The 26949-nt window shown below is 61.4% G+C and carries 24 protein-coding genes and 1 pseudogene; 21 read left to right on the forward strand and 4 right to left on the reverse strand.

Going from position 1 to position 26949, the window contains the following annotated elements:
• Positions 1–80: 80 nt before the first annotated feature.
• From bphC to EWH10_RS17560, 16 genes are all read left to right on the forward strand, one after another.
• Positions 81–980, forward strand: a complete 900-nt coding sequence (bphC, locus tag EWH10_RS17485) for a biphenyl-2,3-diol 1,2-dioxygenase (RefSeq protein WP_130030106.1) — start codon at positions 81–83, stop codon at positions 978–980.
• A 50-nt stretch (positions 981–1030) separates the two neighbouring features.
• Complete coding sequence (locus EWH10_RS17490) at positions 1031–1357, forward strand: non-heme iron oxygenase ferredoxin subunit (RefSeq protein WP_025548169.1); 327 nt, start codon at positions 1031–1033, stop codon at positions 1355–1357.
• Positions 1358–1846, forward strand: a complete 489-nt coding sequence (locus EWH10_RS17495; protein WP_025548168.1) for an aromatic-ring-hydroxylating dioxygenase subunit beta — start codon at positions 1358–1360, stop codon at positions 1844–1846.
• Positions 1847–1867: 21 nt separating this feature from the next.
• On the forward strand, positions 1868–3130 hold the full coding sequence (locus EWH10_RS17500; RefSeq protein ID WP_025548165.1) for an aromatic ring-hydroxylating dioxygenase subunit alpha: 1263 nt from the start codon (positions 1868–1870) through the stop codon (positions 3128–3130).
• Positions 3127–3720 carry a 2-hydroxychromene-2-carboxylate isomerase gene (locus EWH10_RS17505; protein WP_025548163.1) on the forward strand — a complete coding sequence of 198 codons (594 nt, stop codon included), beginning with the start codon at positions 3127–3129 and terminating at the stop codon, positions 3718–3720. The genes EWH10_RS17500 and EWH10_RS17505 overlap by 4 nt, the downstream gene beginning before the upstream one ends.
• Before the next feature lie 37 nt (positions 3721–3757).
• Positions 3758–5929 (forward strand): TonB-dependent receptor, encoded by a 2172-nt coding sequence (locus tag EWH10_RS17510; protein WP_130030107.1) that lies wholly within the window; start codon positions 3758–3760, stop codon positions 5927–5929.
• 104 nt (positions 5930–6033) lie between these two features.
• Positions 6034–8436, forward strand: coding sequence for a TonB-dependent receptor (locus tag EWH10_RS17515; RefSeq protein WP_130030157.1), 2403 nt, complete (start codon positions 6034–6036; stop codon positions 8434–8436).
• 121 nt (positions 8437–8557) lie between these two features.
• The gene (locus tag EWH10_RS17520; RefSeq protein WP_025548160.1) at positions 8558–10057 is read left to right on the forward strand and encodes an NAD-dependent succinate-semialdehyde dehydrogenase; all 1500 of its coding nucleotides are present in this window, start codon (positions 8558–8560) and stop codon (positions 10055–10057) included.
• A 124-nt stretch (positions 10058–10181) separates the two neighbouring features.
• Entirely contained in the window at positions 10182–10799 is a 618-nt protein-coding gene (locus EWH10_RS17525; protein WP_025548158.1) for a UbiX family flavin prenyltransferase, read from the forward strand.
• Positions 10799–11368: a hypothetical protein gene (locus EWH10_RS17530; RefSeq protein WP_025548156.1), complete on the forward strand. Its 570-nt coding sequence runs from the start codon at positions 10799–10801 to the stop codon at positions 11366–11368. The genes EWH10_RS17525 and EWH10_RS17530 overlap by 1 nt, the downstream gene beginning before the upstream one ends.
• Positions 11365–12924: an FAD-binding oxidoreductase gene (locus EWH10_RS17535; protein WP_130030108.1), complete on the forward strand. Its 1560-nt coding sequence runs from the start codon at positions 11365–11367 to the stop codon at positions 12922–12924. The genes EWH10_RS17530 and EWH10_RS17535 overlap by 4 nt, the downstream gene beginning before the upstream one ends.
• Positions 12925–12958: 34 nt before the next feature.
• The gene (locus EWH10_RS17540; RefSeq protein WP_025548154.1) at positions 12959–14404 is read left to right on the forward strand and encodes an aldehyde dehydrogenase family protein; all 1446 of its coding nucleotides are present in this window, start codon (positions 12959–12961) and stop codon (positions 14402–14404) included.
• 23 nt (positions 14405–14427) lie between these two features.
• On the forward strand, positions 14428–15885 hold the full coding sequence (locus tag EWH10_RS17545) for a non-oxidative hydroxyarylic acid decarboxylases subunit C (protein WP_229742708.1): 1458 nt from the start codon (positions 14428–14430) through the stop codon (positions 15883–15885).
• Complete coding sequence (locus tag EWH10_RS17550) at positions 15882–16106, forward strand: non-oxidative hydroxyarylic acid decarboxylases subunit D (protein WP_025548151.1); 225 nt, start codon at positions 15882–15884, stop codon at positions 16104–16106. The genes EWH10_RS17545 and EWH10_RS17550 overlap by 4 nt, the downstream gene beginning before the upstream one ends.
• A 39-nt stretch (positions 16107–16145) precedes the next feature.
• Complete coding sequence (locus EWH10_RS17555) at positions 16146–17591, forward strand: FAD-binding oxidoreductase (protein ID WP_229742706.1); 1446 nt, start codon at positions 16146–16148, stop codon at positions 17589–17591.
• 32 nt (positions 17592–17623) lie between these two features.
• Positions 17624–17986 (forward strand): c-type cytochrome, encoded by a 363-nt coding sequence (locus EWH10_RS17560; RefSeq protein WP_130030110.1) that lies wholly within the window; start codon positions 17624–17626, stop codon positions 17984–17986.
• Here EWH10_RS17560 and EWH10_RS17565 read toward each other — a convergent pair.
• Together EWH10_RS17565 and EWH10_RS17570 are read right to left on the reverse strand one after the other, a co-directional pair.
• Positions 17970–18482, reverse strand: coding sequence for a TIGR02444 family protein (locus tag EWH10_RS17565; RefSeq protein ID WP_130030111.1), 513 nt, complete (start codon positions 18480–18482; stop codon positions 17970–17972). The two genes, EWH10_RS17560 and EWH10_RS17565, sit on opposite strands and share 17 nt — an antisense overlap.
• Before the next feature lie 120 nt (positions 18483–18602).
• Positions 18603–19463, reverse strand: coding sequence for an alpha/beta fold hydrolase (locus EWH10_RS17570; RefSeq protein WP_130030112.1), 861 nt, complete (start codon positions 19461–19463; stop codon positions 18603–18605).
• A gap of 149 nt (positions 19464–19612) precedes the next feature.
• Here EWH10_RS17570 and hpaH point away from each other — a divergent pair, with 149 nt between their 5' ends.
• From hpaH to EWH10_RS17585, 3 genes are read left to right on the forward strand one after another with little or no spacing between them, the layout of a single operon-like run.
• Complete coding sequence (gene hpaH / locus EWH10_RS17575; RefSeq protein WP_130030113.1) at positions 19613–20461, forward strand: 2-oxo-hept-4-ene-1,7-dioate hydratase; 849 nt, start codon at positions 19613–19615, stop codon at positions 20459–20461.
• Between the two features lie 13 nt (positions 20462–20474).
• A complete protein-coding gene (locus tag EWH10_RS17580) occupies positions 20475–21263 on the forward strand; it encodes an HpcH/HpaI aldolase family protein (RefSeq protein ID WP_025548141.1) in 789 nt (262 codons plus the stop codon).
• A 46-nt stretch (positions 21264–21309) separates the two neighbouring features.
• Positions 21310–22449 (forward strand): CaiB/BaiF CoA transferase family protein, encoded by a 1140-nt coding sequence (locus tag EWH10_RS17585; protein WP_025548139.1) that lies wholly within the window; start codon positions 21310–21312, stop codon positions 22447–22449.
• A 9-nt stretch (positions 22450–22458) separates the two neighbouring features.
• On the opposite strand, the gene EWH10_RS17590 is transcribed toward EWH10_RS17585, so the two are convergent.
• Both EWH10_RS17590 and EWH10_RS17595 read right to left on the reverse strand, forming a co-directional pair.
• Positions 22459–23637, reverse strand: coding sequence for an MFS transporter (locus tag EWH10_RS17590; protein WP_025548137.1), 1179 nt, complete (start codon positions 23635–23637; stop codon positions 22459–22461).
• A gap of 174 nt (positions 23638–23811) precedes the next feature.
• A complete protein-coding gene (locus EWH10_RS17595) occupies positions 23812–24630 on the reverse strand; it encodes an IclR family transcriptional regulator (RefSeq protein WP_373278219.1) in 819 nt (272 codons plus the stop codon).
• A 216-nt stretch (positions 24631–24846) separates the two neighbouring features.
• Here EWH10_RS17595 and EWH10_RS22250 point away from each other — a divergent pair.
• Together EWH10_RS22250 and EWH10_RS17600 are read left to right on the forward strand one after the other, a co-directional pair.
• Positions 24847–24957, forward strand: a pseudogene (locus EWH10_RS22250) (IS481 family transposase); the annotation flags it as partial.
• A 463-nt stretch (positions 24958–25420) separates the two neighbouring features.
• Positions 25421–26947, forward strand: a complete 1527-nt coding sequence (locus tag EWH10_RS17600) for an ABC1 kinase family protein (protein WP_130030114.1) — start codon at positions 25421–25423, stop codon at positions 26945–26947.
• The last annotated feature ends 2 nt before the right edge of the window (positions 26948–26949 follow it).

Genomic DNA, 26949 nt, shown 5'->3' on the forward strand with positions numbered 1-26949 from the left:
GGCCGGCAAGACCGGCGGCAAGACAATCGGCGATGACGGTCCCGCGAGATGCGAGCCGCGTCCTCTGGGAGAGAAAGCAAATGGCAGCAGTCACGGAACTCGGTTACCTCGGGTTGACCGTAACAAATCTCGATGCATGGCGCAGTTATGCTGCCGAAGTGGCCGGCATGGAGATTGTCGACGAGGGCGAAGGCGACCGCCTCTACCTGCGCATGGACCAGTGGCATCATCGCATCGTGTTGCACGCCTCCGACTCCGACGATCTTGCCTATCTGGGCTGGCGCGTTGCCGATCCGGTGGAATTCGACGCCATGGTGGCAAAGCTGACCGCCGCCGGAATCTCCTTGACGGTGGCAAGCGAGGCCGAAGCTCGGGAGCGGCGCGTGCTCGGTCTTGCCAAGCTGGCTGATCCGGGTGGGAACCCCACCGAAATTTTTTACGGGCCGCAAGTCGACACCCACAAGCCTTTCCATCCTGGGCGCCCCATGTACGGAAAATTCGTGACCGGATCGGAAGGAATCGGGCATTGCATCCTGCGTCAGGACGATGTTCCCGCGGCGGCGGCGTTCTACGGACTGCTGGGGCTGCGCGGGTCGGTCGAGTATCACCTGCAGCTGCCCAACGGGATGGTGGCGCAGCCGTACTTCATGCACTGCAACGAGCGGCAGCATTCGGTCGCTTTCGGGCTTGGCCCGATGGAAAAGCGCATCAACCACCTGATGTTCGAATATACCGACCTCGACGATCTCGGCCTCGCGCACGACATTGTGCGGGCGCGCAAGATCGACGTCGCGCTCCAGCTCGGCAAGCATGCAAACGACCAGGCGCTGACCTTCTACTGCGCCAACCCGTCGGGCTGGCTGTGGGAGTTCGGCTGGGGTGCCCGCAAGGCCCCAAGCCAGCAGGAATACTACACCCGCGATATATTCGGTCACGGCAACGAAGCCGCGGGCTACGGAATGGATATTCCCCTCGGCTGATCATCCATTTGATCGCCGGTCCATAACCTAGATTGGAATTGCCAGACGCCATGTCGAACAAATTGCGCCTTTGCCAAGTAGCGTCCGTCAAGGACGGTGAACCGGTCGCGGTCTACCAGGAAAAAATGCCTGCGCTTGCAGTCTACAACGTCGATGGCGAAGTGTTCGTCACCGACAATCTTTGCACCCATGGCAATGCCATGCTGACCGATGGCTACCAGGACGGCACAATTATCGAGTGCCCGTTTCACGGTGGTTCGTTCGACATCGCCACCGGAGCTGCCAAGGCCTTTCCCTGCCAGATCCCCATCAAGACATACCCCGTCACGATCGAAGACGGCTGGGTGTGCATCGATCAACCGAAAGAGAGCGCCTGAATGCTCCTCGACACCCCTTCCCGCTATGAGCTGCAGCAGCTCACTTCCGAGCTCAACGCGCTCTACGCCGAACTCATTGACGATGATCGCTTGGAAGAGTGGCCCGAACTCTTTGTTTCGGACTGCGTTTATACCGTGATCTCGCGCGAGAACTTCGAGCGAAACATGGATTCAGCGGCGATCTATTGCGACAGCCGCGGAATGCTTGTGGATCGCATTGTTTCACTGCGCAAAGCCAATATCTTCCCGGTGCATGCCTACCGTCATATTCTCGGTCCGACCCGGATGGTTTCCACAACGGGAGCACTTGCAAAGACGCAAACCAATTATGCGGTCCTTATGACCCGTACCGACGGACACACAACAATCTACAATTCGGGCAAGTATATAGACGAGATCGACTTGTCGGGCGAGCGCCCCTTGTTTCGTTCGAAGATCGCCGTTTTCGATACCAACCTCATCGACACGATGATGGTTCGCCCGATTTAGTTCGCGACCAGGATTTTGATCATGACCGACACAGCTCTGCCAGACGAAAATACCTCGAGAACCGCAAACGGAACTGGTCGCCGGATTCCCTACCGGGTTTTCACCGATCCGGAGTATCACGCGCGCGAGCAGGAAAAGATCTTCCAGGGCGAGGCCTGGTCCTTCGTCGCGCTCGAGGCAGAAGTGCCCGAGGCTGGCGATTTCAAATCAACCTTCATCGGAGAAACCCCGGTCATCGTCACCAGGGCCGCTGATGGCGCCGTTCATGTCGTGGTCAATCGCTGCGCTCATCGCGGGGCACTGGTATGCCGCGAACTGCGCGGCAATCGCCCCAATCTCGAATGTGTTTACCACCAATGGGCCTATGACCTCGCCGGCAATCTGATCGGGGTGCCGTTCCGCCGCGGTCTCAAGGGCCAGGGCGGAATGCCCGGCGATTTCGACATGAAACAGCATGGCCTCAAGCAGTTGCGCGTCGGGATCGTCGGCGGGCTTGTCTTCGCCAGCTTTTCTCAAAGCGTGGTGCCACTGAACGATTTCCTCGGCCCGTTGGTTGTCGAGCATATCGAACGGATCATGCACAAACCGATCAAGGTGCTGGGCGATCAGCGGCAATATGTTCACGGCAACTGGAAGCTTTATGCGGAGAATACCCGCGATCCCTATCACGCCAGCCTTCTGCACCTGTTCCACAACACATTCGGGCTCTACCGGTCGACCCAGACCGGCAAGGCACTGATGGACAGCGAGAAGCGGCATTCGCTGCTTTATTCCATCGCCGCCAGCAACGACGATGCCGCCGACAAACAGGCCTATGGCGATTCCAGGACGTTCGATACCGAGTTCAAGCTTCAGGACATGTCGCTGCTCAAGGGCCGCCAGGAATTCGATGACGGCATCACCCTGGTTATCCTCGCGGTTTTCCCGAACCTGGTCCTCCAGCAGATTCAGAACACGCTCGCCGTGCGGCAAATCGTGCCAAAGGGACAGGAAGCGTTCGAGCTGGTCTGGACCCACTTCGGTTACGCCGACGACGATGCAGAAATGCAGGCAATCCGGCGCAAGCAGACCAACCTGATCGGTCCGGCCGGCCTGATCTCGATGGAAGACGGCGAAGCGGTGGAAATCGTCCAGAACGCCATTGTCGGCGAACAGCAGGCAACCTCGTTCATCGCGATGGGCGGTGGCCGCGCCGAGGATGCCGACCACCTTGTCACCGAAGGCGCCATTGTCGGCTTCTGGGACAGTTACGAGAAGCTCGTCGGCTTCGGGACCGCACGATGAGCCGCAAGATCGACTTCTATTTCGACTTCATCAGTCCCTTCAGTTACCTCGCGCAGCTGAAGCTCCCGGAAATAGCCCGCAAGGCCGGTTGCGAACTCGAATATTGGCCGATCGATATCCCCGAGGCGAAGATCGCGGCGGGGAACTACGGCCCGTCCAATCGCGAGGTGGTTCCGAAAATCAAGGTGATGATGGCGGACCTCAACCGGTGGGCCCACAAATATGACGCTCCCTTGCGTTTTCCGGCCAGCTTTGCCTGCAAGGACTGGAACTGCGCCACGCTCTACGCGCGCGAGCAGGGCAAAGCGGAAGCATACGTCGCTGCCGCTTACAATCTGATCTGGGGACAGGGAATCGACCCAAGCGACCGCGGAGAACTGCGCGCCTGTGCAACAGAAGCTGGACTCGATCCAGAGGCGTTGACAGCCTTCGTGGACTCTTCACTTGGCCAGAATGAATATCGCAAGGCTCGCAGCCTAGCCTATCAGCGGGGAGTCTTCGGCGCGCCGTTAATGTTTGTCGACGATCAAATATTCTGGGGCAATGATCGTCTCGACTTTCTGCAGGAGTATCTATCTCAACAGAAGTAATTCTTAGAATTAAAAATATGCGGCGAGGGGAGAGGAAATGAAAGAACTTCAGATTAACTTGTTTGTAACTGCGGCTGCCGTCCTTGCGCAATCGCTTGTTCCTAGTGTCGCGCTCGCTCAGGATACAACAGCCGAGCAGCCCAAAGATGAGCAGGCGTCGACCGGTATCGAAGATATCGTTGTCACTGCGACCCGCCGCGAAGCAAGATTGCAGCAGGTGCCCGTGGCCGTCACAGCGCTGGGCGCAGATGCCCTGCAATCGGCCGACGTCTCAACAGTAAGGACGCTGACCCAGCTGGTGCCTGGCTTTGTAGGCAGCCGCAACATGGGTGTCTTCCAGCCCGTGGTTCGCGGTGTCGGCTCAACCGGCATCTCGATTGGCGACGAACCCAATATCGCCACCTACATCGACGGTGTCTATCAGCCCGAATCTGCCGCAAACTGGATCGATCTCGTCGAGGTCGAGCGGGTTGAGGTGCTGCGCGGTCCGCAAGGCACCACTTTTGGTCGCAATGCGACGGGCGGGCTGATCAATGTGATCACGCCGGACCCCAGCTTCGATTTCCGGGGCAAGGCTTCCTTACGGGTCGGCCGGATGCGGCGCGAAGCGGGCGACTATGACGCGCGGCTCTATGTGACCGGCCCTATCAGCGAAAAGGCCGCGATCGATCTTTCCGGCCTTTTCCGCAAGAACGATGGCTATATCGATGATCTGGTGCGTGGTGGAACGCTGGGCGACCAGCGGGTCATCGATTTGCGCAGCAAGTTTCTGTTCAAGCCGGCGGACAATTTCAAGGTTGTCCTGACCGGCGAATTCTTCGACCAAAAAAGCACTAGCAATTCGCCGCAACCGGTCGATGGCAACACTGTCGCGCGGCGCTTCCCCGGAGCCATCTTGCCTACCGGAGCCTGGCAAGCGTCGCTCACCGATGTTCCTCGCCTCGACTTGCGGCGCTGGACTTTCGCCTTGCACACCAAGCTCGAACTCGATGATTTCAACATCGAGACCACCAGCGGCTTCATGAACCTCCGCTGGAATCAGATCACCGATTCAGACGCTTCTAACCTGCGGCTAGGGAATTTTCCGGCGATCTTCCGTTCCGAGTCGGGCAGTCAGGAAATCAAGCTCAGTTCCGCCAACCCCGGCCCGCTCCAGTGGCTGGTGGGTGGATATTTCTACCAATTTGGTGGAAGTGCTTTTCTTCAGCCCTGGACAGCCCCTAGTCCCACGGCAGGTTTGTCCGGACCGACGCTCGAACCTGATCTGGGCGGCCGGTCCTTTGCCGGCTTCGCGGATATCACGTACGAGGCGGTACCGGGCCTGTTCGTCAACCTCGGCGGGCGTTACACGACCGAAAAACGGGAATTTTCACAGACACTAAACGGCAGTCTGGTGGTTAACAACGTTCACAGGTCCTTCAATAAGTTCAACTACAAGATCGGCGTACGTTACGAAATCGACGACAAAACAAATGTCTACGCTAGCTGGAGCACCGCTTTCAAAAGCGGCGTCTTCAATATGGCTAGCACACGTAACATCCCTGTCGAACCCGAAGAAATCAAGGCTGCTGAATTTGGGTTAAAATCAGATCCTTTCGACTGGTTCCGAGCCAATCTCGCGATATATTATTATGACTACACCAACCTGCAACTGCAGTCTAAGGATTCGGCCGGGTCTGGCTATATTCTGCAGAACGCAGCAAATGCCGAAATCTATGGCGGCGAACTCGAGACGACGATCGTCCCAACCGCTGGCCTGAAACTGCGGGCGGCGCTCGCCTATACTCACGCACAGTACAAGGATTTCCCGCTGGCTCAGGGTTTCTTCCCTCAGGCGGACGGGGGCAATACCGTCGTGACCCTGGATGCCTCCGGGTTCGTCATGACCCGGGCGCCGAAATGGTCGGGAAATGTCGGGTTTGAATGGGGACACGACCTTGGGGCCGGACGCATGGCACTAAACGGAAATGTCTCGTTCAGTTCGCGTCTCTATTACGACTTTGCGAACAACTTCTCGCAGAAACCATACACTCTTTCTAACGCATCGTTGTCCTGGACACCCGAAAACGAGAATTGGAAAGTAGCAGTGTGGGCCACCAATCTTACAAACGAAAAGGTTTTCCAGACGATGCGGCCGGGCCCGCTGTCGAACGATGGATTTTACGAACAGCCACGGAAAATCGGAGCGACCTTTGAGGTAAAATTCTAGCACTAAGGCGAAAAGCCTGTGATCGATGAGGGAGAGAAACTATGCCTGGAATTACATCTTTCTACAACGCCAAACGCATGCTGATAACTACGACCGGCCTGACTATGGCCAGTTTCGCACTTGCTCCGAATTCTGCTCATGCGCAAGATGTCGATCCGGGCGCACAGCAAGAAGCCTCGAGAGGCGGTCTCGACGACATTGTGGTCACGGCCCGCAAGCGGGAAGAGAACGCGCAGGAAACGCCGATCGCGGTTACCGCGATGAGCGGTGCCATGATCGAAGACCGCCAGATTGCCAACGTCGCGCAGGTGGCGTCCTTCGCGCCCAACGTCAACATTCAACCCGTCGGCAACATCTCTGGCTCCAGCGCATCGCTCACCGCTTTCATCCGCGGCGTCGGCCAGACTGACTTCAACATCACCGTCGATCCCGGTGTCGGCATCTATGTTGATGGCGTCTATGTTGCCCGTTCGGTCGGGGGCCTGCTCGACATGGCGGACATTTCGAACGTCCAGATCCTGCGCGGTCCGCAGGGCACCCTGTTCGGCAAGAACACGATTGGCGGCGCGATCATCGTCAATACCAACGAACCCGGGAACGAATTTGATTTGAAACTTGAAGCCGCGACCGGTCGCTTCAACCGCGCCGATATCAAGGGCATCGTCAATATCCCGATCAGCGATACGCTGGCGATGCGCGCCGTAGCGTCCTACGAAACCCGCGACGGCTACCAGCGCCGCCTGTTCGACGGCGGACGGCAGGGCAACAAGGACAGCTTCTCTGGCCGCGTGGCCTTCAAGTGGGAACCGACCGACAACTTCAAGGCAATTCTCGCCGCCGACGTCAACATTCGTCGCGAAGAACAGGCAGCTATCTATCTCATCGAAAACCGGGACTCACCCGATCTTCTGCAAATCGTGAATCTGCCTGACGGCCGTCAAGTTGCCTTCCCTAGCTCAAACTTCGGTTACAACAAGCTGGGCGGTGGCGCTGGACAATGTGGCGCCCCGGGTGAACTGGCACCGGTCAGCAATCCGAACTGCGTTTCTTCCCGATGGGTTACAGGCGATATCGATACGACTTGGGCCGGAGGTCCGAACCGTTCCGACTTCGACCTTTGGGGTACTAATCTGACGCTCGAGTATGATTTCGGCGGCGTGACACTCAAGTCGATCAGTGCGTACCGCGACCAGAAGTCGGTCATCGAATACGACTTCGACGTGACTCCGCACGAAGTGCTGCAGCTGACCAACAACATCGACCTTTGGCAAGCTTCGCAGGAATTGCAGCTCAACGGTAACCTGTTCGACGACAGGCTCAAGTTCGCTCTGGGCGCCTATTACTTGAAGGAAAAGGGCCAGGACATCGAACCGCTGCGGTTCGGTTTCGCGAACTTTTTTAGCGGTGGCAAAATCAACAACGACAGCTACGCAGCTTACATGCAGTTCACCTACAAGGTCACCGACAAGTTTTCGATCACTCCAGGTATCCGCTACACCGACGAAACCAAGCGTTTCGACCCTTCGGCCCAGGTAATCTATCGCGATTTCACCGCGGGTCTTCTCCCACCCTATCCTGATGGCGTGTTCATTCAGTACAGCCGCTGTCTGGTCGGCCAGCCAGCGCCGCAGCTGCTGCCGAACGGGTTCCCTGACCCGGCATGTGTTCCGTCGGCGACCAATCCTGGCGGCAACCACAATCTGCCCGCGGTCGAGGTGTCCGCCAAGGCCAAGGAATGGACCCCGGCGGTCTCGGTGAACTATCAGTTCACCGACGACATCATGGGCTATGCGTCCTATTCCAAGGGCTTCAAGAATGGCGGCTTCAGCCAGCGTATATTCCCGGGCGAACTCGTCACCCCTGCTTTCACCCCGGAATTCGTCGAATCCTACGAAGTCGGCCTCAAGACCGAATTGTTCGACCGGCGCCTGCGCATGAACATCGCGCTGTTCCAATCCGACTACAGCGACATCCAAATCGTCGTGAACGAGGGTATCGCGCCCAAGGTTCGCAACGGGGGTGAGGGCCGGATCAAGGGCTTCGAGATCGAAGGCCAGGCCGCCCCGACCGACTGGCTAAGGATCGACTATGGTGTCGGTTACCTCGATGCCTATTATCGTTCGGTGGATCCAAGTGCTTTCCCGGTAAACGTGAACTCCAAGTTTGCGTTCGTGCCCGAATGGACAGCGACGATCGCCGCGAATGCGACCGTTTACGAGAGCGACAAGGGCAAGTTCGTTCTTCGCGGCGACTGGTACCATCAGAGCGGCACCTTCAAGGATGCCATCAACAGCCCGCAGCTGTATCAACCCGCCTATAGCGTGTTCGGCGCCAGCGCTTCGTTCACCGACGCCAGCGACCACTTCACGGTAACGGCAGGTGTCACGAACCTAACCGACAAGCGCTACATCCAGGGCGGCTATGTGGATTTGGACGTTGGCGGCGTCGCCGAGGCAACCTATTCGCGGCCGCGCGAATGGTTCCTCAAGGTCGCCTACAAGTACTGACGGCTCTGCCTGGGGTGACCGAAAGGTCACCCCATCGATTGGGGGGGATCCGCTCCGGCGGTTCCGCCCCGTTTCGTTTGCATCCCTTGAACTTCCCAACCGACTGCCAAGGTTTCGCTCCATGCCTGTTTCCCAGCCATCCTTGTCCCGGCCCGAATTCGCTGCAGGCCTGCCGATCGTCGATGGCGAGGCCATAGCCACTACCGAGCGGGCGATTGCCGTGATCAATCCTGCGACGGGGATGGCGCTGACGGAAATCCCCCTCCTAGGTGCGGTCGAGGCGAACCGCGCCGTCGAAAGCAACGCCAGAGCCTTCGGGGAATGGCGGGCCCATTCGGCCGCCGAACGCGCCGCCATTCTGCACGCTTGGTTCGCGCTTGTTCGCGAAAACCGCAACGATCTGGCAATACTGCTCACGGCCGAACAGGGCAAGCCGCTCGCCGAAGCGCTGGGCGAGATCGACTATGCGGCCAGTTTCATCCAATGGTTCGCGGAAGAAGCCCGGCGCATCAATGGCGAGATCATCCCCGCCCAACGCGATCGCCGGGTCCTGGTTCTCAAGCAGCCGGTGGGCCTGGTCGGCGCGATTACGCCATGGAATTTTCCCGCAGCGATGATCACGCGCAAGGTCGCGCCCGCCCTGGCCGCAGGATGCACCGTTACACTCAAACCCGCCGAACTGACCCCGCTCACGGCCTTCGCGCTGGCCCGGCTGGCACTCGAGGCCGGTGTTCCGGCGGGCACTTTCAACGTCATCGCAGGCGATGCGCCGGCGATCGGATCGGTCCTGACCAGCCATCCCGGCGTTGCCAAATTCACCTTCACCGGCTCCACCACGGTTGGCAAGCTGCTGACCGCGCAGTGCGCGACGACGCTCAAGCGGGTGTCGATGGAGCTGGGCGGCAACGCTCCGCTGATCGTGTTCGACGATGCCGATATCGACGTCGCCGTGGCGGGCACGATCGCTTCAAAGTTCCGAAACACCGGCCAGACCTGCGTCTGCGCCAACCGCATCCTGGTGCAGAACGGCATCCATGACCGGTTCGCCGAAGCGCTGGCCGCCAGAGTCGCGGCTTTCCGCGTCGGCAACGGCCTGGAAGGCGAGACCGATCAGGGCCCGCTGATCACCGCCGCGGCATTGCAGAAGGTGCGCGAACATGTCGGCGATGCCGTCGGGCGCGGTGCCCGGATCGTCACGGGAGGCGAAGGCCATGAAGCCGGCGAGCTGTTCCACCAGCCCACGGTCCTGACCGGCGCCAACCCGGACATGCGGCTGGCGCTGGAAGAGACCTTCGGACCGGTCGCTCCCCTCTTCCGTTTCGAAACCGAGGCCGAAGCCCTGACCCTGGCCAACAGCACCCGCTCGGGCCTGGCCGCCTACGCATTCACCCGCGACATGGACCGGTTCTGGCGCCTTGCCGAAGGTCTCGAGGTCGGCATGGTCGGCGTCAACAACGGCATCATTTCTTCGGAAACCATGCCTTTCGGCGGGGTCAAGGAATCGGGACTGGGGCGCGAGGGATCGCGTCACGGGATCGACGAATTCCTGGAACTCAAGGCCATAAGTCTCGGCTTGCCGCCGCAGCCTGCGATTGAAGCGGAGAAGCCCCGAAGGACATAGCTTCAAGGTGCTCTTACATGTTGCTTATAGTACAATTTGTTGCATAATGGTTGAGGGAGAAGGATTCGGCCATGAACGTTGCGACGGGAGTACGCAGGGAACGCGCGGGCGGCGCAGTCCGCCCATGAAGCGCGTGGTCGTTGCCATAACCGGAGCGACGGGCTCGGTTTACGGGCAGCGCCTGCTCGAAATGCTCCGCGAACAAGGTGGCTGGGAAACTCACCTCGTCATGTCGCAAGCCGCCTTGCTCAACATCCGCGAAGAAATTCCGGACGGCCGTCGCCTGATCGAAGGTGCGGCCGATGTGGTGCACAGCGTCCGCAATGTCGGCGCCAGCATCGCCAGCGGTTCGTTCCTGTGCGACGGCATGGTGATAGCGCCCTGCTCGATGCGCACTCTGGCAGCGGTGGCCCACGGTCTGTCCGACAATCTGATCACGCGCGCCGCCGATGTGATGCTGAAGGAGCGGCGCAAGCTGGTGCTGATGACCCGCGAGACGCCGCTCAACCTGGCTCACCTGCGCAACATGGTCGCCTGCACCGAAATGGGCGCGGTCATTTTTCCACCGGTCCCGGCATTCTACGCCCGTCCTGCAGGCCTTCAGGACATCGTCGATCACAGCTGCACACGGGTGCTGGATCACTTCGACATACATCGCAACGCAGCGGGCCGCTGGCAGGGACTTTCCACCGAGAGTGCGGTCGCCGAACCGGCGCCGCTGAAGATCGAAAGGCAAGCATGATGGCTTGGGATATCAAGCGACGCGAGCTCCTGGGAGCCGGAGCGCTGGGCGCAGCCGTGGCCGGGCTTGGCGTATTGCCCGGAGCGGCGGCGGCCCGCGCACGCAGGGTGACGGTGATCGAGGAAAGCGCGTCGCCGGAAAGCCGGATGTTCGCGGCGACGCTTGCCGAAAGCGGCGTGGTTGGCCGGACCATCCGGCTTGACCGGTCGCTCAATGTCCTTCTGCACGAACTGGACGATGCCGATGGCCTGATCGTTGGCCTGACTTCGGATCCCGCAGCCATGATCGCCGGACAGGTCCTGGTTGAGCGCGGCGCCCGCCCGGCGTTGCTGTGGCGGCACCATTACACGGGCGGACGCTGGCAGCATCGGACCGAGGGCGCGGCGCAACTGCTCCAAGGCGCCGCGGCGGCATGGCCGGTGGCCGTCGCGCACCTGGTTCGCGACGCGCTCGGCGCCCCAACCGAAGCTCGCTTGAACACCTGTCAGTCGGGTTCGTGCGATATCGCGGCCAGCAGCCCCGGACTGCTGGCCTCCTGGGTTTATGAAATCGGGGGAGACCTGTCTTGAGCCGCATTGTTCCCCAGGGTGTCGACGCATCCACCTTCAACAAGGCGCTCGACGAGCTTGCCGCGGTTGTCGGCAAGCAATGGGTATTCCTCGACGAGCTTCCGCTTTCGGCTTACCGGGACGCCTATTCTCCGCTGGCCGATGGCGAAATGCTGCCGTCCGCCGCTGTTGCGCCCGACGGTGTCGAGCAAATCCAGAAGATCCTGGCAGTCGTCAACGCCTACAAGATCCCTGTCTGGACCATCGGGACCGGCCGCAATTTTGCCTATGGTGGCCCGGCTCCGCGCAAATCCGGTTATGTCATGCTCGACTTGCGGCGGATGAACCGCGTGATCGAGGTCAACGAGAAATATGGCTACGCGCTGGTCGAGCCGGGCGTATCCTACATGCAGCTGTACCGCCATCTGCGCCAGATCGGCAGCAAGCTGTGGATCGATCCTGCCGCACCAGCCTGGGGCGGCGTGATCGGCAATGCGCTGGAGCATGGCGCCGGCTATACCCCCTATGGCGACCATTTTGTCATGCAGTGCGGCATGGAAGTGGTGCTGGCCGATGGTGAAATCGTCCGCACCGGCCAGGGCGCGCTTGCCGGATCGAAGCATTGGCAGGTCACCAAGCACGTGGCCGGCCCGCATTTCGACGGCATGTTCACCCAATCCAATTTCGGCGTGGTGACCAAGATGGGCATCTGGCTGATGCCGGAACCGCCGAGCTACAAGCCCTTCATGATCACCTACCAGAAGGAGGAGGATCTTGAGGCGATCTTCGAGGTCACCCGGGCGCTCAAGGTCAACCAGATCATCCCGAATGCGGCGGTTGCGGTTGATCTGCTGTGGGAGGCCTCGGCCAAGACCACGCGGCGCCACTATTACGATGGCAAGGGCCCGCTGCCGCCGTCGATCCGTGCCAAGATCGCCGCGGACCACGATCTGGGAATGTGGAACTATTACGGTGCGCTGTACGGCCCGCCGCCGGTGATCGAGAACAACTGGAAGGTGGTGGAGGATGCCTTGATGAGCATTCCCGGCGCCAAGGTCCATTTCGATCGCAAGAACGATCCGGCCTGGGACTATCGCGTACGGCTGATGCGCGGCGAGCCGAACATGACCGAATTCAGCATCATGAACTGGATCGGCGGCGGCGGGCACATCAACTTTTCGCCGATCTCGGCGCCCAGTGGTTCCGAAGCACTTGCCCAATACAAGCTGATCAAGCAGCGCTGCAACGATCACGGCTTCGACTACATCGGCGAATTCCTGGTCGGCTGGCGCGACATGCATCACATCCTGATGATCATGTACGACCGCGCCGACGAGACGATGCGCAAGAGCGCCTACGACCTGTTCGGCCTGCTGGTTGACGAGGCTGCGGAGGCGGGGTTCGGCGAATACCGCACGCACCTCGCCTTCATGGATCAGATCGCCAGGACCTACAAACACAACGACGGCGCACTCTGGGATCTCCACCACCGCCTCAAGGATGTTCTCGATCCCAACGGCATTCTCTCTCCGGGCAAGCAGGGCATCTGGCCGAAGGCGATGCGCACAAGCGCGTAACGGCGCCGGATTCAGACCCAAGGAAAGCAGCAAGATGAAGAACCTCGATCACTGGATTGGCGGCTTGGCGGTAGCGCCTGGAAGTGGCACCTATTTCGACGACCTTAATCCGGTCGACGACAGCGTCTACGCCAGGGTTGCGGCGGGCACCGCCGCCGACGTCGATCATGCTGTCGAGACCGCCGACAAGGCGTTTCGCCAGCACCGCGATCTGCCCGCTGCGGTGCGCGAAGGCTGGATGGTCAAGGCCGCTGAAATCATGGAGCGCGACGCCGCGCTGTTCAGCGAGGTATTGATCGACGAAATCGGTTCGCCCGCTGCCAAGGCCGGGTTCGAGACGCGGTTCGCGTTGAGCTTCCTGCGCGCCGCCGCCGGGGTGCCGCGGCGGGTCCGCGGCGAGACAATTCCCTCCGACACGCCGGGACGCTTCAGCATGAGCCTCCGTCAGCCGGTGGGGGTAGTCGCCGGGATTACCCCGTTCAACGTGCCGCTGATCAAGGGCATCAAGCAATCTGCGATGGCACTGGCGACCGGCAACGCCTTCGTTCTGCTGCCGTCCGAAGCCGCACCCAAGGTCGCCGATCTGCTCGCCGCCTTGTGGCGCGAGGCCGGCGTGCCCGATGGGCTGTTCAACATCGTCTACGGCAATGGCGCGGAAATCGGAGATGCCCTGACCGGCCATCCCAAGGTTGCCTCGATAACCTTCACCGGGTCGTCGCGAGTCGGCAAACACATCGCCGGGATCGCCGCCCGGAACCTCAAGAAGTACACACTCGAACTTGGCGGCAAGAGCCCGTTGATCGTGTGCGCCGATGCCGATCTCGAAAAGGCCGTCGGTGCCGCGCTGTTTAGCATCTTCATGTATCAGGGCCAGGTCTGCATGGGGGCATCGCGGATCTACGTCGAACGACCGATCTTCGACGCCTTTGCCAAGGCCTTCGCCGCCGCGACGGCCAAGGCCAAGGGCGGCGACCTGCGCGAGCCCACCACCATGCTCGGACCGATCATTTCCGAACGCCAACGCGATCGCGTCCGCCGGCATATCGACGACGCCCGCACCAAGGGCGCTGCAGTTCTCGCAGGTGCGGAATGGAATGGCAACAGTTGCTCCGCCACGGTGCTGAGCGGCGTGACGCCAGAGATGACGGTCTTTGCCGAAGAAACCTTCGGCCCGGTCACTTCGCTCTATCCATTCGACTCGCTCGACGAAGCGATCGACCTGGCGAACGACACCGAATACGGCCTGAGCGCGTCGATCTTCACCCGCGATATCGACAAGGCCCTGCGCTTTGCCCAGCAGGCCGAAGCGGGAATGGTCCATATCAACGCTCCGACCCTGCACGACGAACCGCACGTCCCGTTTGGCGGCACCAAGGCTTCGGGGTTCGGGCGCGAAGGCACCGAGGCCGATCTGGAAATCATGACCGAGTGGAAATGGGTGACCGTCCAGACGGCCACCGCCGGCCACGGCGGCCATTGAGCTGGTCTGACTGAAGGGAACTGATGATGCAGGATCTGGCCAAGCGATCGCGGTCAATCACCTCGCTGCGGGACTTCCTCGAACTGCTAGGCGATGCGGGCCAGGCGATCACCTGGAGCGAGCGGGTGATGCCCGAGCCCGACGTGCGCAACATCGCGGTCGCCGCATCGCGCGACGCCAACGGTGCGCCAGCGATCGTGTTCGACAATATTGCCGGATACCCCGGAAAGCGCACCGCGGTCGGCGTGCACGGTTCGTGGGATAATATTGCGCTGTTGCTCGGCCGCCCCAAAGGCACGACAATCCGCGAATTGTTCTTCGAGATCGCCGGCCGCTGGGGCGATGCGGCGGCGCAGATCAGCATCGTTCCCGAAGGCCAAGCGCCGGTTCACGAATGCCGGATCGAAAGCGGGATCAACCTCTACGACGTGCTGCCGGTCTTCCGCATCAACGAATACGATGGCGGCTTCTACCTCGGCAAGGCGTCGGTGGCGTCGCGCGATCCGGAAGACCCGGACAATTTCGGCAAGCAGAACGTCGGCATCTACCGGCTGCAACTGCAAGGTCCCGACAGCTTCACCCTGATGACCATCCCGTCGCACGACATGGGCAGGCAGATCATGGCGGCCGAACGTACCGGCCTGCCGCTCAAGATCGCGGTCATGCTGGGCAACCATCCGGGCTTGGCGGTGTTCGCGGCGACACCGATCGGTTACGAAGAATCGGAATATTCCTATGCCTCGGCGATGATGGGCGCGCCGATCCGGCTGACCAAGTCGGGCAATGGCATCGACATCCTCGCCGACAGCGAAATCGTGATCGAAGCCGAAATGCAACTGGGCGAACGGGTCCTGGAAGGTCCGTTCGGAGAGTTTCCCGGTTCCTACAGCGGGGTCCGCAAGGCGCCGATCTTCAAGGTGACGGCCATCTCGCACCGCAAGAACCCGATCTTCGAGAACATCTATATCGGCCGCGGCTGGACCGAACACGATACCTTGATCGGCCTGCATACCTCGGCGCCGATCTATGCGCAGCTGCGCCAGAATTTTCCGGAAGTCACCGCGGTCAACGCGCTGTACCAGCACGGGCTGACCGGGATCATTTCGGTCAAGAACCGGATGGCGGGCTTTGCCAAGACCGTCGCGCTGCGCGCGCTGAGCACTCCGCACGGGGTGATGTATCTCAAGAACCTGATCATGGTCGATGCCGATGTCGATCCGTTCGATCTCAACCAGGTGATGTGGGCGCTTTCCACCCGCACCCGCGCCGACGACATCATTGTCCTGCTCAACATGCCGGCGGTGCCGATCGACCCCTCGGCCGTCGTTCCCGGCAAGGGTCACCGCCTGATCATCGACGCGACCAGCTACCTGCCCCCCGACCCCGTCGGCGAAGCCCATCTGGTCACCCCTCCGACCGGGCCGGACATCGACGAGCTGAGCAAGAAGATCCGGGCCATGCAACTGGGAGCTTTGCAATGAGCAAGACGGTCTGTCCGCGCTGCGCGACCGGCGGCGCCCTCGATGACTATCAAGGCAAGGAAGGCGGCAAGGTGGTGTGGACCATCCACCGCTGCCCGACTTGCTGTTTTTCGTGGCGCGACAGCGAACCGGCCAGCGCCATCGGCATCGGGATTCGTTCGGCGGACTTTGCCGTCGATGCAGCCAATCTCGATCGTTACGTGAAGATTCTCCAGCAATAGACAGGCGGAACAGGACCCATGACAGACCAAGCTCGCCAGATGGCCGCGCTGACCGCGGTGGAAGCTGCGATCGGCGCTGCGGCAGTCGATCGCACCCCTCAGGCGCTGGCCCGCTTTGCAATCAGCGGCGCGGCACCGCTTGGCATCGTGTTGCCGGCGGATGAAACCCAGCTCGCCAAGGCGCTGGAGGCGGCGCGAACCGCCGGCGGTGTGCTGCAACCCGTGTGCAACGGCGCCCACGGCCTCGAAAAGGCCGGGCTGGACAAGGTCATCATCCTCGATCTGCAGCGCATGAACAAAATTCTCGAGGTCAACGAGGCCCTGGCCTATTGCCTGGTCGAACCTGGGGTGACCTTCCACCAGCTCGATGCCCATATCAAGGAAAAGGGCATCAAGCTGTGGATCGACCATTGTGGCAATCCCGACGCCAGCGTGGCCGCAAGTTTCGTCCAGCGTCAGCCCGGCTATACGCCCTATTCCGACCACTTCCTGATGCAGTGCGGGCTCGAAGTCATGCTTGCGGACGGAAAGCTGGTGCGGACCGGCATGGGCGCCATGCCCAAGAGCACCTGCTGGCAACTGTTCAAGTTCGGCTATGGCCCCTGGGTCGATGGCCTGTTCACGCAATCGGATTTCGCCGTGCCGACCAAGGTCGGCATGTGGATGATGCCGCAACCGCCGGCCCACCAGACCTTCATGGTCACCGTGCCCAAGGAAGACCAGCTGGCCGATCTGCTCGACGTGCTCGGGCCGCTCAAGCTCAACATGGTCGTGGCCAATGGCGTCGCGGTCGGCAGCGCGCTGCACGAAACCGCCCTGCTCGGAAAGAAGCGCGGCGACTATGATGGCAAGGGACCGATGGCGGCCAGCGCGGTAGCCGCTGCTGGCGAGGCGCTGGGCCTGGGCCACTGGAATCTCTATGGCGCGCTCTATGGCTTGCCAGGCAATGTCCCGATCCTGTGGGATATGGTCAAGGGAGCGTTTTCGTCGATCTCCGGTGCGCGGGTGATCGCCGACGGCAAGGGCATCGATCCCCGCCTGTGGGCGTGGCGCATGGGCGCGATGACCGGCGTGGTGGCCGATGCGCCAGCATTCGTTCCGGCATGGAGCGGCGATCAGGCGGTTGCCGCCAACCCGGTGAGCCCCGTAGACGGTGAGGAGGCGATGCGGCTCTACGAACTGTCGCGCGACATCTGCGCCAAGCATGAATTCGACTATCTCGGCGAAACCGTCGCGATCTGGCGTTCGGCCAATCATCGCCAGCTTTTGCCTTTTTCCACCGCGCAGTCTGAAAGCGCTGCCCTAGCACGCGCGTGTGCCGCTGCGCTTATCGCGGGCCAGGCCGAAGCTGGTTTCGGACAGGCAGTCGCAGAACCCGGAATGCGTGAAGCGGTTGGCAAGACCTTCGAAACCAAGGGGCTTTCAACCTTGCATGAGCGAGTCAAGAAGGCGCTCGACCCGACGGCCCTGTTCGCATCCGCCTGAGCCGTCCCGCAATTATTCAAGTTGGAGACACGATGAAAAAGCTAGCTGTCTTATCGCTCCTCGCTGTCCTCGGTGCTTGCAGCAAGGCAAATGCCGAAAAGCCCGATGGCGCTGAGAATTACGTCCTCAAGTGCGCTGGGTGCCATAATCCAGGGCCCGGCCATCCCGGCACGATGTTGCTCAAGCAGCTAGGACGTCCGGTCCCGGCACTGATCGGCCGCAAGGATCTTGAGCTCGACTACCTGAAGGCAGTGGTGCGCCAGGGTCTGATCGAAATGCCGCCATTTCGTCCGACCGAACTGAGCGACGACGAGATCGCGGAAATCTACGCGTACATCAAGGATGCGAAACCGCCCGCGCAGACCCCGGCAATGCCGGCTAAGGAAGCGCCCTGACGATCAGCTGCACAAGCGGCACGGCGGCGGCATCGGGCGCTTCAAGGAACTGCCGGTATCGCTCCAGGCTTGCCCTCGCCGCGGCTTGAGGCGTTGGCATTTCATCGACTCGCGCCAAACCTGGCCTTAATGCTTCCACCAGCGCCGCCTGGACAAGACGTTCGGCGTTCAATTCCACTTGCTTGAGAGCTCCGTAAAGCTTGTATCGCGCAGTTTCGATAACGGGATCGGAGGGCTTGGCCCAGCGCCTGACCCGGCGCAGCGGCTGCACCAGGTTGTCGTTGAGCGGCGCGACGGCTTCGCGCAGTTCACGAATCCGTTCGGCATCAAGCGCCTTCCGCTGCGTCTCCGCCACCCACAGGCCCAGCAGCAGCAGATTGACGTCGAAACCGTATTCGTCCTGTAGGGCAATGCACAGTTCCGCCACCTGCGGCTTGGCATAGACCTCAAGCGAAAACGCCCAGAAGGCTTCGGCATCGGTTGCTGATTCATTCATGCGCGGCACCTTCAAACGGAAAGGGTGGCCAGACAAGACGCCCGACCACCCCTTCACTTCCTTGGTTGCCCAGCCCGGCTCTGCAAAGCAAGCGCTCGGCACTTATGCCGCCGCCTGCGCTCAGAACGAACGCGCGCCGAAGTGAATCTCCAGCATCGGTCGCATCACATCCCAGCGTTCGAGCTGCGACCAGTGGCCGGAGCGATCGAGCACGTAGAGCTCGGCATGCTTGAGGTGTTCGATCAGGTAGAGGCTGGTATCGAGCGGAACGATACGATCCTGCCGGCCGTGGAAGATCAGCACCCTGTGCGGCAGCTTGCACAGGATCGACGGCGGCATGTTGAGCGTATCAACACCCTGCTTCATCGAATCGATCATCTTGACCGCGGTCTTCATGATCTCGGGATCGGTGGCGATCTTGTAGCGATTCTTGACGATTTCTTCCATGCCTTCGAACTTGTCGGGGTCATAGGCGAAACTGTGCATCAGCTGGCGATAGCGCGAGGGCCGCGGATCGGAATAGAACGACAGCAGCCGCACCAGTTCGGGCGTCTTCGGGCCCGGCGCACCGATCGAGCCCATCAGCACCACCCGGTCGATCCGGTCAGGCTCCTCGCTCATCATCTGCAGGGTCAGCGCACCGCCCATCGAATTGCCGACAACATGGGCTTTATCGATGCCCAGCGTGTCCAGCAGCCCGAAGCACTGGTCCACCCGTGTACCGATCCAGGCCATGACATTGTCGGGCCAGGGTTCGGGGATGACCGACTGTCCGAAGCCGATCAGGTCCGGTGCGATCACGAAGAAGTTTTCCGCCAGGTCGGGCATCAGGTGCAGCCAGTTCGATCCGGCATGGGCTCCCGGTCCTGCCCCGTGCAGCAGCAGCACCGCCGGCTTGCTCGGATCGCCGGCCAGAAGGGTATGCGAAGTCAGGCCTCGCCCCATAATCTTTTCTTCCCGCACGCTTGTGTCGATGGTCATCCTCTATCTCCGCAGGTTTGCTCTTGTGCCTATTCGCCGCCGCCTTTGCGATCAAGGCAGGGGTCGTTGGGAGGGCGCAGGATGTGGTAGACGACCATTCGTTATTGTGCAATGCATTTGGCATATAGGTTAAGGTGTGGGGAGAGGATATGACAAGCCCGAATCGCGGCGCTCGACCCGGTCAATCGCAACCAACGCTTGATCCTGCTCTAGTCGCGGAGCTCGCGCGGGAACTCGATGCCGCCGAGCAGAACCGCAAGCCAATCCGCCAGTTCACCGCCCGCTATCCGGACATGACGATTGCCGATGGCTATCGGATCAGTAAGCAATGGGTCGATCTCAAGCTCGCGCGCGGGCGGACGGTCCATGGCCACAAGATCGGCCTCACCTCGCGCGCCATGCAGCAGGTCGCAGGCATCACCGAGCCGGATTATGGCACCTTGCTCGACGACATGGTGTTCGAACAGGGCGGCGACATCCCTTGCGACCGTTTCATCACCCCCAAGGTCGAGGTCGAACTGGCCTTTGTCCTGGCCCGCCGGATCGAAGGCCCGAATGTCACCGTGTTCGACGTCCTGCGGGCAACCGAATATGTCATCCCTTCGGTTGAAATCATCGACAGCCGCACGACAGTGGTGGATGCCGAGACCGGCGCCCGCCGCAAGGTGCAGGACACGATCAGCGACAATGCGGCCAACGCCGGCATCATCGTTGGCGGCCTGCCGATGCGGCCCGAAAAGGTCGACATGCGCTGGATCGGCGCGATGCTGAGCCGCAACGCGGTGGTCGAGGAAACCGGGATCGCGGCGGGCGTGCTCAACAACCCCGCCAATGGCATCGCCTGGCTGGCCAACCGGCTGGCGCCCTGGGGCGAGGCGCTCGAACCCGGCGAGGTCGTGCTGGGCGGCTCGTTCACCCGTCCGGTCGAAGCGCGGCCGGGCGACGTTTTCAACGCCGATTTCGGGCCGATGGGCGCGATCGGTTTCCGGTTCGTTTGAGGCAGCCACGCAGATGAAAACTCCTGCGAACCGCTTCAAGCAAGGCCTGGGCGAAGGCCCGGTGCAGCTCGGCTTCTGGCTCGCGCTGGCAAGCCCGAACATCGCCGAAATCTGCACCGGGCTTGGCTACGACTGGCTGCTGGTGGATGCCGAGCACGGCGCCCAGACCTTGCCGGGCATCGCCGATCAGCTCCGCGCGGTGGACGCCAATCCGCCCTGCTCGGCGGTCGTGCGCGTTCCGAGCGACGATCCGATCGCGATCCGCCAAATTCTCGATCTCGGCGCCCAGACGATCATGGTGCCGATGGTCGAAACCGCAGAACAGGCTGCGGCGATGGTCAAGGCTGCGCGCTATCCACCGCAAGGCGAGCGCGGTATCGGCGGTGCCCGGGCCGCGCGCTGGGGGCGCTACCCGGCCTATGTCGCCGATGCCAACCGGCAGCTGTGCATCATCGTCCAGATCGAGACCGCGCTGGCGCTGGAAAACATCGAGGCGATCGCCTCCGTCGACGGCATCGATGCGCTGTTCGTCGGCCCGGTCGATCTGGCCGCGTCGCTGGGTCTGCTGGGCGAAAGCAATTTCGCCGCGCTGTACGAAGTGACCGCGGGCGCTCTGGCCCGAATCCGGGCAACCGGCAAACCTTGCGGCATCCTGTCGCGCGACCAGCGCCTGGTGCAGCAATTCCTCGATGGCGGAGCGCGCTTCATCGCGGTCGGCATCGACGCCTTCGCGATGGCCAAGGCGGCCGGCGACATGGCCAAGGAATGGGCGGCCCGGATCGCCGGGCAAGCGGTGGACTGAAGCGATGACGACGACAGGATGGCAGAGGCAATCTCCCGCCGACGGCATGGCCAAGCCGCTGAGCGGGGTTCGCGTGCTGGAGCTGGCCCGGATCCTGGCCGGCCCATGGTGCGGACAGCTGCTGGCCGATCTTGGCGCCGAAGTGATCAAAATTGAGCGGCCGGTCAGCGGCGATGATACCCGTCACTGGGGCCCGCCATTTGTCATCTCGGAAAACGGCGAAAACCTCGGCGCGGCCTATTACCACTCCACCAACCGCGGCAAGCGATCGATTGCGATCGATATCGCCAGCCCGGCCGGACAGCGGTTTGTCCGCGAACTGGCCGCCTCGGCCGATGTCGTGATCGAAAACTACAAGGTCGGCGGGCTGAAGAAATACGGGCTCGATCATCCCGCGTTGAGCGCGCTCAACCCTCGACTGATCACCTGCTCGATCACCGGCTTCGGCCAGACCGGGCCCTATGCCCACCGTCCCGGCTATGACTATATCGCCCAGGCCTTGGGCGGCTTGATGTCGATGACCGGAGAAGCCGGGCGCCAGCCGCAGAAGGCCGGGATCGCCGTGGCCGACCTATGCACCGGGGTCTACAGCGCAGTCGCGATCCTGGCCGCAATCAACCGGCGGCACGAAGCCGGACTGGGCGCCCATATCGACATGGCCCTGCTCGATACCCAGGTAAGCGTCATGGCGAACCAGGCGCTGAACTGGATGACCTCGGGTACCGTGCCGCGCCGGGTCGGCAACGGCCACGCCAATCTGGTGCCCTATCAGGCCTTCCCGACCAGCGACGGGGATCTGGTCATCGCAGTGGGCAACGATGGCCAGTTCGCCAGCCTGTGCCGGGTGCTCAGCACCGGGCTTGATAGCGAAGCCCGCTTTGCCACCAACCCAGGCCGGGTTCGCCACCGCGAGGACTTGCTCGCCGCGCTCGAAGCGCTGACCGCAACCTGGACCCGGCAGGAGCTGGCCGACGCGCTCGAGGACGCCGGCGTTCCGGCGGGTCCGATCAACGAACTCAACGATGTCTTCGCCAACCCGCAGGTCGTCGCGCGGGGCATGGCAATCACGCGCGACCAGCGCACGGGAGTCGCCAGTCCGATCGTGATCGACGGGGTGCGGATGGTCTCGGATATTGCGGCGCCCGGCATCCCCGAAACGCTTGAGAAGCCATTGACCTCGTCCTGAGGCAAGCGTCTATCGGCTCGACGGATTGAGGCGCTGGAACAGCTTGCCCCGTTCGCTATAAAGCACAAGGGCCAAGGTCAGCGACCCGACCAGGACCAGCGCAATCGCGAGCGGCCGCGGTGTGCCATCGTAGACATAACCGATTAGGCCGCCCAGCCCTGCCCCCAGAACCAGCCGGAAGAATGCCTGGACCGATGCGGCCGCGCCGGCAATATGCCCGAAAGGCTGCAAGGCAATTGCAGTGAAATTGACGAAGACGGTGATCAGCAGGCACATATTGAGAGACATGAGGACGACAAACTGGACCAGGGTTTCGCCGGGAGCAGAGGCCAAGAGCAATTGTCCCACCGATGCCGCAAGGTGGCAGAAAATTGCGGCATGGCCGATCCGCCGGGTGCCGAAGCGCTCGACGATAGCCGAATTGACCAGGCTGGCCAGCGCCATGGTCGCTGCCATCGAGCCGAAGATCAGTGGATAGGCCGAGCCTGCGCCGAAATGTTCGCCAATCAGTTGCTGCGAACTGTTGATGAACCCGAAGTGCCCGCCGAAAATCAGCGACATGCCAATGACATAGCCGATCGACGCCCGGTTCCCGAGCACGGTCGCGACGTTGCCCAGCAAGTTGCCCGAGCGCTGCGCTTGCCGGTTCTGCTTCGGATTGGTTTCCTCCATTCTGAGCAGGAACCAGCCGGTCACTGCCAGCGCCAAAGCACCGATCACCAGGAAGATCGCGCGCCATCCCGCAAACTCGAGGATCGCATAGCCAAGGCTGGGCGCGAAGGTCGGCACCGCCATGAACAGCATCGCCACCACCGCCTGCAGCTTGGCCATGCCGGCACCTTCATAGCGATCGCGGATGATCGCCAACGGCAGCACCGTCAGCCCGGACGACGCGAACCCCAGTATCGCGCGCAGCGCCAGAAGCACGTGGAAGTCGCGCACCAGAGCTGACACCGCATTGACGGCCACGAACAACGCCATGTAGCCGAGCAGGACCGGCTTGCGCCCATAGCGATCGGAGATTGTACCGGGAACCAGCGAACTCAATCCCGAACTCACCAGGAAAACGCTGATGATCAGTTGGCGCTGGTTCGACTGAGCAACCTCAAAATCGGCAGCGATATGTCCGAGCGCCGGCAGCAGCGAGGTGAAGGCCAGCGACTGTAGCGCCTGTATCATCGCCATCATGGCGATGAATTCCCGTCGGCCTATGCCGGATTCCGTCGCGGGATTTTGAAGGTTCACTGAACCGCGCTCTCCTGAAGCTGCCACAGGGCCGGATCGAACCCACAACACACTGTCAGGAGTTAAGGAAGTCGCAGCCCTTATTGTGCAACGCGTTACGCATTTCGATACAAAGGGTCAAGCTGGGCCTGGCCAACCGATCGCTTCGCCTGCTTGCTGCGCCACCTTTACAATTTGTGCGATCTTTGCTTGGCTAAAATAAGCCTTGTCCTGTGAACGGGCAAGAACGCTCATCGTTGCGACTAAGCAATTCTGCGAGTCGAAAACCGGAACTGACACTGCTGCAAGACCTGGCACTACCGAGCCGTATGTTCTCGCATATCCAAGTTTGCGCACAGATTCGATTTCCTTGGATAGATCAGCATCTTTAACGATTATCCCCTCGGCTCTTTCCCTCTCAATACGCCCTCTAGTCTGCGCAGGTGGGCAATAGGTTAGGAAAAGACTGCCGGTAGACGAGCCCTGCAACGGCAAAATAGATCCAACATGCATTGAAGTAAATAGTGGGATGCCACCGTCAATCCAGCGAATCACCGTGGGCCCATAGTCGCCCCAAACGCTGAGTAACCCGGTCGTGTGCAACTCCTTCAGCAGTCCCTCAAGGTGTCTGGTGGCGATTCGCACAGGGTCGAGCGTTGCAATCGCCGCCAGCCCCAAGCGTACTGCAAGTGTACCAAGTGAATACCGCCCGCTGGACGCATCCTGCTCAACCATTCCGGCATTGACGAAGGCAAGCAAATATCGATGTGCTTGACTGCGGGAGAGCCCAGAATGGGACGCAACATCGCGAAGAAAAGATCCACCAGGATCTGTTTTCAATAGAGAAATTAGGACCCGTGCACCAATTTCTACGGATTGAATTGATTTCCTTTGGCTAATAACCTCCGGCATGTCGCCACCCGACACCATATTCCGGTCAGTTTCTTGCAAACTCAATTTTTTCACCTTTTCATATGAATATCGACCGTTGTCCTGAGGCCACGCTAGGGAGCGAGCCACGATTTTGCAAGCGATATGGAACCGCCCCTAGCTGTCTGGTTGCGACCCGTCACTGGGACATGGTAAGCTGCGCCATCGCCGATTAGGCGTGACGCTTTGTCGCTGTCGCGCCTGAGGTTTGGTGACAGTGCAGATACAGGCCAAGCCGGAACCATGCCTGCTGTGCGGGCGGAAATTGTCCTTTCTGCCGAGCTGGCCAGTCTCGCGGCCAAACGCTGTGGCATGAGCGACGAGACGGTCCGCAAGTGGCGCAAGCGCGGCGAGTAGGCTGTGCAGGATCGATCATGCTGCCCCACATCCTGAACGAGGAAGGTTAGCGTCCGCGCACGTAGTGTAATTTCCGGTGCAGATTGAGGAGATCACATGGGGTGGGGCATGCCTCACCCCATGGAATTTCGATCTCGGTGGCCACCGGGCTCATCGGTAAGGTGGAGTTACCACACTTCACAGCCCACCGACGAGTTGATCCCGATGACCGACAACAGATTTATGATATGCCACATAGCGATCGCCCGCATCCGTAGTCAGCGGCCTCTCACTCAAACCGAGTGATCATGAAGGGGGCAGGTCAGTGAGACAGCCAAAGGGGCATCCGGATGTGTGACTTTCCCAATTGGGATCGCGTTTCGGGAACGGCCCCCCTTCCTGATCGACGCCTATGCCTGCCTTCGGATATTCACTTGCTCGCGGGCATGGCAGGCTAGGACGGTTCTGCTATCAATCCGGGATGATCAAGATGCTTCTGCTCGCCGGTCGGGACCGAAACCGCCTTGGGGAGATCCTTCATGTCGCCTCCCGTTTCGGACTCGGCGTCATCCTCCAGCGACTGGGAATCGAAAGGAGTGCGGATGTCAGAGACGATGGCCCCGACGCGGACGCGATGCCCCTGCCGCGGCGCACGCGGCTTGCGCTCGAGGAACTCGGGCCGACCTTCGTCAAACTTGGGCAAATCCTGGCGACGCGGGGCGACCTGTTGCCCGAGGATTGGATCACCGAACTGGAGCAGTTGCACAGCCGCGCACCGACCGTGGCGTTCGAGCACTTGCGCCCCGCGGTCGAAGATGCGCTCGGCCAACCGCCGGAAACAGCCTTCGCCAGGTTTGATCCCGCGCCCCTCGCGGCCGCCTCGATGGCGCAAGTCCACCGTGCCACCCTGACGGATGGGCGCGAGGTGGTGCTCAAGATCCGGCGCCCCGGCATCCGTCCGCGTATGGAGGCCGACCTGCGTCTGATCGCGCAACTGGCGGCGATCGTCGAGAAGGCCAGTGCGGAAGCGCGCCGTTTCGCGCCGACCGCGATGATGCGACAGCTTGCGGAAGCCATATCGGAGGAATTGGACTTCACCACCGAGGGTCGGAACGCCGATCGGCTCCGCGCGGACTTCGCACATGAGGCACGCGTGGTAGTCCCCGACATCCACTGGGCCTGGACGTCCGAAACACTGTTGGTGATGGACTACATAGACGGCGTCCCGCCCCGCGATCGGGAGGAGTTGCGCGCCTCGGGGATCGATCCCGCCGCGATCGCGGCGCTCGGTGCCGATATGGTTCTCGACATGGTTCTGATGAACGGCCGGTTCCACGGCGATCCCCATCCCGGCAACCTGTTATGCGTGGCCGGCAACCGGATCGCGCTCCTCGATCTGGGCATGATCGGCCACGTATCGCCACGTCGACGAGAAGAGTTCATCAGCTTCGTCCAGGCCCTGAACGCAGGCGATCCTGCACAGCTAGCCGACGTTATCGCGACGTGGTCGGCGGGCAGCGGCACGTCGCGCGAGCAGATCCAGGCTGCTGCCGAGCGGCTTATCGTCCGGCATGGCGGCGGGCGACTGGTATTGAGCGCGATGGTGGCTGACTTTTTTCCGCTTTTGCGGGAGGAAGGCATGACGATGCCCGCCGACCTTCTGCTAATATTCAAGGCACTGGTCACGGTCGATGGCGTTCTGTCGCGTATCGAGCCGGACTTCGATTTATCGGCCGCCATGCAACGATCCTCGGTTCGGATACTCGCGGCGAGGCTGGCGCCCGATTATTGGACGCCAACGCTACAGGCACTGGCGTGGGAACTCGGCAAGATCGGTGACGATGCCCCCCGGCTGCTGCGCGCGGCGATACGTCGCCTTGAGGACGCGCGCCCGACAAGGTCACCAAACAACGGACAGGCCGACGCCATCTTGACCTCCGGCCATCGGATAGCCGCTGCGATTATCGCCGGATCGCTGCTGATCGCCGGCGCGCGCTTCCTGGCATAGCC

Source organism: Sphingobium fuliginis (assembly GCF_004152845.1).
GTDB classification, from domain to species: domain Bacteria; phylum Pseudomonadota; class Alphaproteobacteria; order Sphingomonadales; family Sphingomonadaceae; genus Sphingobium; species Sphingobium fuliginis.